The organism is Phaeovulum sp. (assembly GCF_041596715.1).
In the GTDB taxonomy this organism is placed as follows: domain Bacteria; phylum Pseudomonadota; class Alphaproteobacteria; order Rhodobacterales; family Rhodobacteraceae; genus UBA6213.
The window spans coordinates 1-10736 of sequence record NZ_JBFHIA010000096.1 but is presented as its reverse complement, the minus strand read 5'-3'; the positions used below and the strand labels follow the sequence as shown (position 1 = coordinate 10736).

The 10736-nt window shown below is 61.4% G+C and carries 11 protein-coding genes and 2 tRNA genes; 2 read left to right on the top strand and 11 right to left on the bottom strand.

All coding sequences use genetic code 11. The features are described 5' to 3' along the window. The 6 genes from ABY403_RS08345 to ABY403_RS08320 all read right to left on the bottom strand — a co-directional run. A partial coding sequence (locus ABY403_RS08345) for a hypothetical protein (protein ID WP_372840317.1) occupies positions 1-950 on the bottom strand: 950 nt, incomplete at its 3' end. Continuing rightward, the gene (locus ABY403_RS08340) at positions 947-1210 is read right to left on the bottom strand and encodes a hypothetical protein (RefSeq protein ID WP_372840316.1); all 264 of its coding nucleotides are present in this window, start codon (positions 1208-1210) and stop codon (positions 947-949) included. The genes ABY403_RS08345 and ABY403_RS08340, both read right to left, overlap by 4 nt. An 821-nt stretch (positions 1211-2031) precedes the next feature. Continuing rightward, entirely contained in the window at positions 2032-2790 is a 759-nt protein-coding gene (locus ABY403_RS08335; RefSeq protein ID WP_372840315.1) for an ABC transporter permease, read from the bottom strand. Then, on the bottom strand, positions 2790-3581 hold the full coding sequence (locus ABY403_RS08330; RefSeq protein WP_372840318.1) for an ABC transporter ATP-binding protein: 792 nt from the start codon (positions 3579-3581) through the stop codon (positions 2790-2792). The genes ABY403_RS08335 and ABY403_RS08330 overlap by 1 nt, the downstream gene beginning before the upstream one ends. A 49-nt stretch (positions 3582-3630) precedes the next feature. Continuing rightward, positions 3631-4638, bottom strand: coding sequence for an ABC transporter substrate-binding protein (locus ABY403_RS08325; RefSeq protein ID WP_372840314.1), 1008 nt, complete (start codon positions 4636-4638; stop codon positions 3631-3633). 337 nt (positions 4639-4975) lie between these two features. After that, positions 4976-5049, bottom strand: a tRNA-Cys gene (locus ABY403_RS08320). Positions 5050-5219: 170 nt separating this feature from the next. Between ABY403_RS08320 and ABY403_RS08315 the strand changes: the two genes are divergently transcribed. Further along, positions 5220-6146 (top strand): 2-oxo acid dehydrogenase subunit E2, encoded by a 927-nt coding sequence (locus tag ABY403_RS08315; RefSeq protein WP_372840313.1) that lies wholly within the window; start codon positions 5220-5222, stop codon positions 6144-6146. 24 nt (positions 6147-6170) lie between these two features. Here ABY403_RS08315 and hrpB read toward each other — a convergent pair whose 3' ends face one another. Then, the gene (gene hrpB / locus ABY403_RS08310) at positions 6171-8627 is read right to left on the bottom strand and encodes an ATP-dependent helicase HrpB (RefSeq protein ID WP_372840312.1); all 2457 of its coding nucleotides are present in this window, start codon (positions 8625-8627) and stop codon (positions 6171-6173) included. Between the two features lie 224 nt (positions 8628-8851). On the opposite strand from hrpB, the gene ABY403_RS08305 reads away from it, so the two are divergent. Beyond that, positions 8852-9160, top strand: coding sequence for a hypothetical protein (locus tag ABY403_RS08305; RefSeq protein ID WP_372840311.1), 309 nt, complete (start codon positions 8852-8854; stop codon positions 9158-9160). Between the two features lie 145 nt (positions 9161-9305). Here the strand turns inward: ABY403_RS08305 and ABY403_RS08300 are convergent. The 4 genes from ABY403_RS08300 to ABY403_RS08285 form a co-directional block, all read right to left on the bottom strand. Further along, positions 9306-9381 (bottom strand) — tRNA-Ala (locus tag ABY403_RS08300). 78 nt (positions 9382-9459) lie between these two features. Then, positions 9460-9897, bottom strand: a complete 438-nt coding sequence (gene trxC / locus ABY403_RS08295) for a thioredoxin TrxC (protein ID WP_372840310.1) — start codon at positions 9895-9897, stop codon at positions 9460-9462. Between the two features lie 51 nt (positions 9898-9948). After that, a complete protein-coding gene (locus ABY403_RS08290; protein ID WP_372840309.1) occupies positions 9949-10272 on the bottom strand; it encodes an AzlD domain-containing protein in 324 nt (107 codons plus the stop codon). Beyond that, on the bottom strand, positions 10269-10736 hold a 468-nt coding region (locus ABY403_RS08285; protein ID WP_372840307.1), incomplete at its 5' end, for an AzlC family ABC transporter permease. The genes ABY403_RS08285 and ABY403_RS08290, both read right to left, overlap by 4 nt.

Here is a 10736-nt window from a genome sequence, read left to right as displayed (position 1 = left end):
ATGGTTGCGCCGCCCGAGGCCGTGGCATACCAGATCGTTGCATCCGACCCTAGGTCCGGGAGCGTTGCAGGCAACGCATCATCAACACCATCACGGCAGATCGCCCACACGTCTCGCTGGCCCGCCTCGGTGATGTCGTAGGGGCTGAGGTTGTGCTGATAGGCCCCCCGCTCTGCGCCAGTGTTAAGCTGTAGTGCTTTCACCTTCAGCACACAGTTCACAGTCGCTCCGGACAGTATCTTGAGGAATGGGTTGGCACGCACTTGGTTTGTGCCGATTGCAGACAAGGTTTTTGATACTATGAACAGGGTTTCAGCGTCGGTCAGACCAGTGGTGTATGTGGCGGATTCATTGCTCGTGGATGGTGCCTTTTCTCCGGTGACACCGATAACCAAGCCGCTTCCTGCGGGCGGCGCACTGCCCGAAACAAGCTGAACAAAAGCGCTGCAAGTCCACGTCTGCCCGACAGATGCCGGGGCGCGCGAATGGGCGTAGGCGTAAATGCCAAGATAGGCGTCCGCCGAGGCCGTTCCCGCAATGCTCCAAGTTGCGTATTCCAGCCCATCCGTATCTACGCCGCTGCTCTGTTTGGTAGCCGTAACACCGCCGCTGGTAATCGACGCGGGCCAATAGGTCACGCTATCCATCGCGCCCGCGCCAGTCGCTACGTTCCTGATCCCGCTCGCCGGATAACGCGCAAGCTGGGGCCGCGCGGCTGCGACAGCTTGACTGGCGTGATTGCCACCCCCGGATTGGTCCAGACACTTGCTGATTGGCTGACCCAGCGCCGTAACAAGCGCAAGGCCCGCGCTGTCCTGAAACATCGCGGCAAGGTCCGATGGGTCGAATACGGCACCTCGCGCCCCTGCGTCAAAAAGTTGAACCGGGTGCCAGTCGCCACGCGGGCGGTGCGGTGCCGAGGTGAACGAAAAATCACTGATGAACTTCATGCAAGCACCAGCGCATGAATACCCGTGGCTGTGGTGCCCGTCGCCATGACGCGGCTTACCCCGACGGCCAGAACCGAATTGTCAGCCACTTTGACTGTCCGCGTCTGGCCCGCCACGGTAACGATCACGATGGTGCCACCAGTTTCCGTATAGATCGCGGGGGCGATCAGCGGCAGATCGACGGTATCGCTGGGCGAAACCGGCAGAATATCCGTGGCCGGCCCATTGAGCGAAAGTTCTCTGTTCTTGAAGGGGTTCATGGTGGTGTCTCCTCGCGCTGCGGGCGCGACAATGGCGGCTCGCACCATCGCAATGCGCCTCGATAAATGCGAGGCAGACCGTCGCAGCAAATCGTGCCCAAATTGACAGCCCAGCGCGCGGCCGTTGCGTGCGCGACCGCAAGATTTGCGAAACCCATTGAAACCGCAGCCAGTAAATATAAGAGAAAAGGAAGGGAGGCCCCTTCCCTGAAAGGGCTTTCAAAACCGGATCGTCAGGAAAGCCTTGGAGGCTGGTACCGGACTCGAACCGGCCTTCACGGATTTGCAAGACTAAGTATCCGTCTGTCTCTAAAGCATCTATGTTTAGACGAACCGCCTATTCGCGCGCAACGTACCGGGAGGTTCAGGGCACGCTAACAAACACCCGGACAACGTCGCGGCGACTAATCGTTGGGCAGAGCGAACCTGTAGCTTCGACTTTGTCAGTCTTCGACACATGGCGCGGCACTATTCGAAATCAGACCCGATCGGACAGGTCAGAGCCTTGACACTGCCTATGTGACAAATAGTGGACTAGGGCGGGAAGCGGACGTTCGCAGTGGTTTGCACCAATGTCAGCTATGCAGACAAAACGGGCATAGCTGAACGCCGCAGCTTTACACTCAAACCATACAGCAGCTAAGGACTTAGCCCTATCAGGGCGTCCATATCGTGAAGCGCGCACACTTGCTTTGTCAGATTGGTCCGGCACCGAGGGCATGCGCACGCCCTTGGATGTCTGCGATCACAGTATATCCGGCATCCATTTTTTTTGCATAAGCCTCTAGGGCAAAATCAGCATCTTGCCGTCTACAACCTTCCTAGCTGCCCTGGCGATCTGCCCAACCTGCGAAGGTTCGTTCCAAGACAATCACCGCATAATATAGCAGGATGCCAAGCAGGGCCAAAGCGATCAACACGGCAAACATCAGCGGGTAATCCCCATTTGTCTCGCCAGATTTGAAAAGGGCACCAAGGCCGCGCCCGTGGGGGCTTACGATTTCCACTAGATTCGTGCCAATAAAGGCCAGCGTTGCAGAGACTTTCAATGCTCCGAAAAACTCTGGAAGCGTTTTGGGCAAGGCTATCCTGCGGAAGATCGTGAACCGAGAAGCCCCCAGAGCGCGCAGGATGTCTCGGTATTCTGGCTCTAGCGTTGACAGCCCAATTCCGACCGAGACCGCGATGGGGAAAAACGAAATCATGAAGGCCATTAGGATCGTATTGAAATCGTGCTGGCCGATGAAAATAAGCGAGATTACGGGAACCAAAGTCGCCTTTGGAATCGCGTTAAAGCCCACGAGCAGCGGATAAAGCGCGTCCCGCGCGAGCCGGGAAAACCCGATGATCATGCCGATGAACGTGCCTACGGCCACCGCAAGCAGCAACCCCACGACCGTGCGCCAAAGCGTTTGCCAGCCCATGACAAAAAACAGCTCTTTGTATTTCCAGAAGGCGGGCGGAAGGTCGGAAGGGGAGGCCATTTTGTAATTGGGCCAGCCGTTGACCCAGACCAAGAGCTCCCACAGCCCGAGAAAGATGAGGATAGCTATAATGGGCGTGGTGATCTTTTGGAGCATCAGGCGATTACCTCTTGGGCTCGACCTTGGGCGATCTTGATCTGATCGCGAAGGATATGCAGCATTTCGGTGGCAGGGGACGAAAACAGAACGTCAAGCGTCCGGTCTGCAGGCAGGTCGACTTCCATGACGTATTGCGTGCGCGCGGGGCGCCCTGACAGCACGATCACTTGGTCACCTAGAAAAACGCTTTCGCGCAGATCGTGGGTGATCAGAACTGCGGTGAACGGCTCTGCCGCGCGCAGGTCGCGCATAGTTTGCCACAGGTCTTCGCGCGTGAAGGCGTCAAGCGCGCCGAAGGGTTCGTCAAGGATCAGGACCTCGGGTTTGTGCACGATCGAGCGGCACAATGAAGCACGCTGGCGCATGCCGCCGGACAGCTCGGAAGGGCGCTTGTTCTCAAAGCCGTGCAATCCAACCATCTCAAGCAATTCCATCGCGCGCGCGATACGATCTGCTTTCGGCATTTTGGGCGCCACGATTTCAAGTGGCAGGATCACGTTCTCCAGAATGGTGCGCCATTCCAGCAGGACCGGATTTTGGAACGCCATACCAACGGTCTTGCGCGGGCCGGTAACGCGCTGCCCGTGCAGCCAGACCTCGCCCTCATTGGGCTTCATCAGTCCTGCGACCAATTTGGTCAGTGTGGACTTGCCGCAACCAGACGGGCCGACCACAGCGGCGAAAGTGCCTTCGGGAACAGCAACATCAAGACCGTCGAGAACAGGCAAAGGCCCGCTGCCGGTTTGATAAGCGTGCCGTACACCTTTAATTTCTATAAGGTTTTCGATGGTATGGCCTCTGAGTGTCGGGGCCGCCGGGTAGGCGGCCCTAAGGGCTTTATTGCAACATCAAGCTGCCATCAGTGGGCAGGTAGCTTGAGTCAAAATAGATGGCTGCATCAGGTGCGTTCACGAAATCATAAACCAGTTTGGTCTGCTCGATTGCGCTGGCCATGCGGTCTGGATCAATGCTGCCCAAGCCATGCTCGATGACGTAGTCAGTCAGCACATTGGCGTCGATGGACATTTGCAGACGTTCCAGTTCGAGCGCTGCATCAGCCGCAGGATTGCGTCCCATCAGCGCCTGAATGGCGGTATCGGGCGCTGCAATTGCGTCTTTCCAGCCCATGGCAACTGCACTGATGAAGGCGGTAACCAGCTCTGGATTGGCTTTGGCGAAGTCGGTGTTCACGATGATCGCATTGCCATAAAGATCGACGCCGTAGTCGGCCATAAGGATCACTGAGATATCATCAGCGGGCACTCCCAAACGCTTGAGGTTCAGCGTCGAGGTGAACGAAAAGCCTGTGATCGAGGCAACCTTGCCCTCGGCCAGCATCGGTTCGCGAGTGGGGAAACCTACTGGCTCGACGGTGATCGCATCCATATCGATTCCCGTTTCAGCGGCAAAAATCGGGAACTGCGCCCATGCACCATCCGGGGGCGGAGCGCCGAGGATTTTGCCTTCCAGATCAGACGGTTTCGTCACGCCAAGTGACGGGCGACCGACGATTGCGAACGGCGGCTTGTCGTAAATCATCATCACAGCCGTCACCGGCGCGCCAGGATTCTGGTCCAGGAAACGCATCAAAGAGTTGATGTCCGCAAAACCGAATGGGAAAGCCCCCGTAGCGACCTTTGGAATCGCATCCAAGGAACCCGCGCCTTCACTGATCGTAACAGTCATGCCGGCGGCGTCGAAATAGCCAGCATCCAAAGCCTGGAAATAGGGTGCAGACGGCCCCTCAAACTTCCAATCAAGCGCAAACGGGATATCTGTCTGCGCGAGTGCCGGGGTGCTGAGTACTGCAACAAAGGTTGCAAGTAAGGTCATATCAAATTGCATTGGATGTCCTCAGGTTTGGAAGTTTGAGCTACCCTGATTTGGCCGGAGGCGTTGGCGCTTTCCCAGACAAAGCGAAGCCACAATGCACAAGATTCCGGCGAGTCTCTAAAAATTGAGCATTTTTTTGCGAAGGCGCTTATTTTAGTGCTATCCGCAAATTCGGAGTGGGTATGGCGGAAGCCAAGCCATGGTTCTGCACTCCACAAAGAAGGTTCAGCAGAAAGCCAGAGCCACCCGCGCGCAACAAATGCAAACGGAACAAAACGGAATGTGTAGACACTTGTTTAGACCTTGAGGCTGCCGCAGATGCTTGCAGCCCTAAGTCATTGAAAAACCTTGGAGGCGGGTACCGGAATCGAACCGGTCTTCACGGATTTGCAATCCGCTGCGTAACCTCTCCGCCAACCCGCCAGCCTTTCGAGGTGGCTTTCACATAATGGAACGGGTCAGTCGCCGCAAGAGGGCGCGAGGGGGTGAAAGCTGGCGTTGCGCCTTGCATCACCCCCTTCGATGCGTTGAAAGTGGCGCTGCAAGCCAAGTCCGCTAAGGGCGCGGCAAATGGCGCTGCTTCGGGGGCAAACATGATCTGGTGGGTCTTCGCGGCGGCGCTGGTGGTACTGGCGCTGGCAGAACTCAAGACTTCGCGTCCTGATGGCACGCTGGTGCGCGCGCACCCTTATCGGCAGATGCTTCCCTATCTGCTGCCCACGCCGAACAGCGCGATTACGTTTTATGACGCGCAGATCGACGCAGCACCACTCTTGGCCTTTGTCGAAGCGCAGCGCGAGCTTGGCAAAGATGTCGATGTAACCGATTGCCTGCTGGCCGCAATCGCCGTGGCGCTTGATGAAACGCCAAGGCTCAACCGCTTTATTGTCGGGCGCAGGCTCTATCAGCGACATGTGCGCAAGGTTTCCTTTTCGGCGCTGCGGCGCAAGAAGGACCGCCGCGCAGAGGTGGCGGCGGTGCAACTGACCATCAAGGATGACTGGGCATTTGACGATCTGCACCATGCCGTTCAATCCAGCATCGCGATCGAACGCTCGGGCCAGCGCACCTATACGGATCGCGAACTGCACGCAACATTGGCACTGCCGCGCCCGCTGCTTGGCTTTGTTGTAGCGGCGCTCAAGTGGCTTGATAGGCGCAATCTGTTGCCCGCCTCGTTTCTTGACAAGGATCCGCTCTATTGCTCGGTTTTTCTTGCCAATCTCGGCAGCATCGACATGCGGCCCGGCTATCACCACCTGTACGATTGGGGCAATTGCCCGCTGTTCGTAGTGGCAGGCAAGATCGCCCCAATGCCAGCGGTAGAGGCGGGTGCGGTGGTGGTGCGCGAAATACTGCCCCTGCGCATCAGCTTTGACGAGCGGATCGACGACGGCATCAATGCAAATGACACGCTGCTCGCCGCCCAGCGGGTGCTGGAAAACCCTTTCACGCGGCTTGGTTGCCTACGCGCCGATGGCAGTGACCGCATCTTGCTGCGTGCATCATCCGCTGTGTGATCGCATTTGATCCGCGCTTTGGCCCTAGTGACCGCGCGGCTTGGCGCGGATAGTGGGTTCGGCCTGCAATGGGTCTTCCGGCCAAGGGTGGCGCGGGTAGCGGCCGCGCATATCGCGGCGCACGTCGGCGTAAGAGCCCGCCCAGAATCCCGGCAGATCTTGTGTCACTTGCATCGGCTTTCCGCCCGGCGACAACAGCGTCAGTTGCAGCGGCAAGCGGCGCGGGCCAACGCAGGGGTGCGCGCGCTGGCCAAAAAGCTCTTGCAAGCGCAAGGAAACGGCGGGGGCTGCGCCCTCGTAATCAATCGGCACCGCGCGACCAAGCGGGGTGGTGAAATGCGCCGGGGCCTGCGCCTCAAGCAACTGGCGCTGCGCATGTGTCAGCCATGCTCGCAACGGCTCGGCCAGATCAAGCGCGCGCAGATCCGCCTCGCTGCGCCGGTTGCCAAGAAAGGGTGCCAACCACACTTCGGCGCTGGCCAGAAGTGCTGCGTCCGAGACATCTGGCATATCGGCACCTTCGCGGTGCAACAGCGCGATCCGCGCACGCAGGCGGCGCGCGGGCTCTGAAAACACCAACCCGATCTGGCGCATCCCTTCCAGCGCGGCTTCGGCCACGGCGGATTGCGGCGGGTCGGGCCAAGGTGTCTCGGCAAGGATCAGCGCGCCAAGGCGTTCCTGCTTGCGCGCGACCACCCTGCCGTCACGGCGCGACCAGATGCAGCTTTCCTCGCGGCGGATCTGATCTGCAAAAAGCCGCCTGAGGCTGGCTTCGGGCAGTTCCACCGCCTGACGGATGCGCGCCTCGCGCAAGTCGCCATCAAGCTCGCTCGCCACAATCAGCGCGGCGCGGGCCAGCGGGTCGGCGGCGTCCATCACCGCGCCCTTGCCATTGGCCAGCAAAAAGCGCGCAGCCTCGCCCGGTCTGCGCTGGCCAATGCGGTCGGGGTAAGCGGTGGCCGCGGCCTCGGCAAGGCTCAGCGGTTCGCGCGGCGGCTTGACCATCCGCGCAAGGCGCTTGGCCTCGGTGCGCGCCCGTTCAAGCACGCCACGGTTGGGCCGCAGCGCATGTTCGGCCTCAAACCGAGAGGGGTTTTCCAGCGCCGCAACCCGCAACGAAAGGTCGGCAGGCGCGCGCGCGCCCAGCGGATCACGTTCTTCCATCAGCGCAGCCAGCGGCGCGGCGGCGGGGCCTGCGGTTGCCAACATATGCGCAAGCCTCGGGTGCAGCGGCAAGTTTGCAAGCACACGACCATGCGGCGTGATCCGCCCGGTGGCATCCATCGCCCCAAGCCCCGCCAGCAACGCGCGCGCCTCGGCCAGCGCCGGGGCGGGTGGGGGCGTCAGGAAAGCAAGGTCCGCACCATCCGAGCCCCATGCTGCAAGTTCCAGCGCGAGGCCCGCAAGATCGGCGGTTTCGATCTCGGGCGGGGCAAAGGCTGCAAGCGCCCCCTCTTCGCCCTGTGTCCAAAGCCGATAGCAAACCCCCGGCCCCAACCGCCCGGCACGCCCCTGCCGCTGGGTCGCCTCGGCACGGCTGACCCGCTCTGTCACCAGCCGCGTCAGGCCCGAGCCGGGGTCAAAGCGGGCGCGCCGGGCGCGGCCAGCATCGACCACCACACGCACATCCTCGATGGTTAACGAGGTTTCCGCGATTGCGGTTGCCAGCACCAGCTTGCGCAGGCCGGGCGCGGGGGCGATGGCGGCGCGCTGTGCTGCAAACTCCATCGCGCCGAACAGCGGGCGCAGCGCCACACCCTCGGGCAGGCGAGCGGCCAGCAAGGCCGCAGTGCGGCGGATCTCACCCTCACCGGGCAGGAATACCAGCACCCCACCATCGGTTTCCTCCAATGCTTCGGCCACCAGCGCCGCCGTTGCCGCCTCAAGCCGCATTCCCGCGGCAATGGGGCGGCCTAACCAGCGCGTCTCGACCGGATAGGCGCGCCCTTCGCTGACCAGCACCGGTGCCGCATCAAGCAGCGCGGCCAGCGGCCCGGCATCAAGCGTAGCAGACATCACCAACAGCTTCAGATCGGGCCGCAGCGCGCCGCGGGCCTCCCATGCCAACGCCAAGCCTAGATCGGCGTTAAGCGAGCGTTCATGAAACTCGTCAAAAATCACGCAGCCAATGCCGCTCAGCCCCGGGTCGGATTGCAGCATCCGGGTCAGGATCCCCTCGGTCACAACCTCGATGCGGGTGCTGGGACCCACGCGCGCCTCGCCGCGGATACGGTAGCCAACCGTGCCGCCCACGGTTTCACCCAGCGTTTCAGCCAGCCGCTCTGCCGCAGCACGAGCCGCAAGGCGGCGCGGCTCTAGCATGACGATGCGCCCCGCCACCACCGGCAGCAGCGCCAAGGGCACCCGCGTGGTTTTGCCCGCGCCGGGCGGAGCCACCAGCACCGCGCGGCCTTCGGCCACCAGCACACGAGCTAACTCGGGCAAAAGCGTGTCAATCGGCAGGGTAAGGTCCGCTGTCATGCCGCCTTATGCCGCGCAGCACCCATTGCTGCCAAGGGGCAAAGGCACGGGCCGATGGCTTGGTGAGCTTGCCAACCCCTCGCGTGGATCGCCGCAAAACCTGAGGTTGCACATCAGGATTTGCTGGCCTAGCATGCTGGTAGCGCATCCGCGGGCAGAAGCATGCCTTTTGGAAATTATAATTGCGCCAGTTGTAGATACGAGTTTTTCGGAGGGCACTTATTTTGCGTAAATACCTTGTACTGGCGCTGGCGCTATCTGCCTGTGCGCCGACCGTTGTCACCGAATACAATGGCGACAGCATCAGAATCCAGTCAGTCTCCAGCAAGCCGACGGCGCAAGCGGTTGCCGAAGCGCAGCGTATCTGTGGCACGCAGGGGCTCAAGGCGGAATATGCGTCCACGGCCAGCCACCAATCGAGCCTGACCTATTCACATCTCTTCCTGTGCCTGACCAGCACCAAGCCAAACCTTGGCCTGCCACGGACCGTTTCGCGCGCACCAAGCTATCTGGAATCAGCCTCCACGCTCTGACACCGGTCCTGCGGCGTCGCCAATTGCATGCCGCCTCGTTACCGGGGCGACAAATGGCTACTCGGCTCGGCATATGCCGCCTCGCCGCGGGAGAAAGCATCGCGGCAGGTATTGCCAACCCGGTCTAGGGATAATGTAGAGATTTTGGTGGAGCAGAGGGGGATCGAACCCCTGGCCTCGACATTGCGAACGTCGCGCTCTCCCAACTGAGCTACTGCCCCGCACCGGGGGGGTATTTCGCGCACGGCATCGGCATTGTCAAGCAAGCGCCGCAAGCGCGCGCGAAAAAAACTGGCGGCTCAGACCGCCACCTTCGATTTCACGAAGGCGACCAGATCGGACGCGGGGCGCAGACCTGCGGCGCGGGCAACCTCGCGGCCATTGTGAAACAGGATGAACGCCGGAATACCCTGAATACGATGCCGCTCTGCCACCTGCGGAAATGCCTGCGTGTCGATCTTGGCAAAGCGGACTTTAGGGGCCAATTGCGCCGCCGCCTTGATGAACTCGGGTGCCATCTGGCGGCATGGCGCGCACCACGGCGCCCAAAAATCGACCACCACCGGCAGATCGTCCTTGATCGATTTGGCCAAAGTGCCGGGGTTCAGCTCGGCCACCTTGCCCGCCGTCAAGGGCGCACCGCAAACCCCGCATTTCGGCCCGCTATCCAAGCGGTCGTGCGGCACGCGGTTTGCCTTGCCACAGGACAGGCAAGTCAGTGTCAGGGGTTGGGTCATTGCAGCCTCGCATCATATTCGCGTTGGAGAATATATGGGGCAGGCGCGCGGTCAGACAAGGGCGAATACCACACCGTAAAGCCCCGCCCCGGCAAGCGTTGCCAGCGCCACGGAACGGCTGGCGAAATAGGCCGCAGTAACACCCAGAACCCCTGCCGCAACCGGTGCCAGTTCGGCCAATTCCGCAGATGCCACCATTGGCTGCAACGAGGCCACCGCCAGCGTGGCGATGGCCGCGGGCCCTGTCGCCGCCAGAAACCGCGCGAATGGCCCGCCCTGCGGTGTGTCTGAAAGGTCAAGCCGCGTGGGCAGGTAACGAAACGCCCAGTTCGCCGCCCCCACGGTCAGCGCCAGCGCCACCAACTCGCCATTCATCGCCGCCCCCCCAAGCCTGCCACCCCCGACAGCGCCCCCGCCACCATGCCGGCCAAGATTCCAGCGGTCGCACCGAACCAAAGCGTTGCGCCCACGGTTGCAAGTGCCGCCACGGCAATCACCGGCAGCGCGGCGCGGCGCAAGATCGAGAAAAGCAGCGCCAGAAACAACGCAGGCAACATGAAGCCAAGTGCCGCGCTCAGCACCGGCCAGTCGGCCAATGCCGCACCGCCCGCCAGCGCCCCCAGCGCCGTGCCCGAAACCCATGCCGCATAGGCACCAAGACCGATACCAAACATGAACGGTTCGGAAAACCGCACCCGCCCACGCGCCAGCGCCCCCAGCGCCGCGCCAAAGACCTCATCGGTCAGCCCGAAGGCCCAGGCCCAAGCGCGCCGCCGCCCTGCCCCCGGCCCCGCAGCCTTCATCAGCGCCGGGCCGTAAAGCACATGGCGCAGGTTCAT

Bases quoted from the DNA above. Each gene is read 5' to 3' on its own strand.
- ABY403_RS08325 (WP_372840314.1), bottom strand. From the start codon at position 4,638: ATGCAATTTGATATGACCTTACTTGCAACCTTTGTTGCAGTACTCAGC.
- ABY403_RS08335 (WP_372840315.1), bottom strand. From the start codon at position 2,790: ATGCTCCAAAAGATCACCACGCCCATTATAGCTATCCTCATCTTTCTC.
- trxC (WP_372840310.1), bottom strand. From the start codon at position 9,897: ATGACCCAACCCCTGACACTGACTTGCCTGTCCTGTGGCAAGGCAAAC.
- hrpB (WP_372840312.1), bottom strand. From the start codon at position 8,627: ATGACAGCGGACCTTACCCTGCCGATTGACACGCTTTTGCCCGAGTTA.
- ABY403_RS08315 (WP_372840313.1), top strand. From the start codon at position 5,220: ATGATCTGGTGGGTCTTCGCGGCGGCGCTGGTGGTACTGGCGCTGGCA.
- ABY403_RS08340 (WP_372840316.1), bottom strand. From the start codon at position 1,210: ATGAACCCCTTCAAGAACAGAGAACTTTCGCTCAATGGGCCGGCCACG.
- ABY403_RS08290 (WP_372840309.1), bottom strand. From the start codon at position 10,272: ATGAATGGCGAGTTGGTGGCGCTGGCGCTGACCGTGGGGGCGGCGAAC.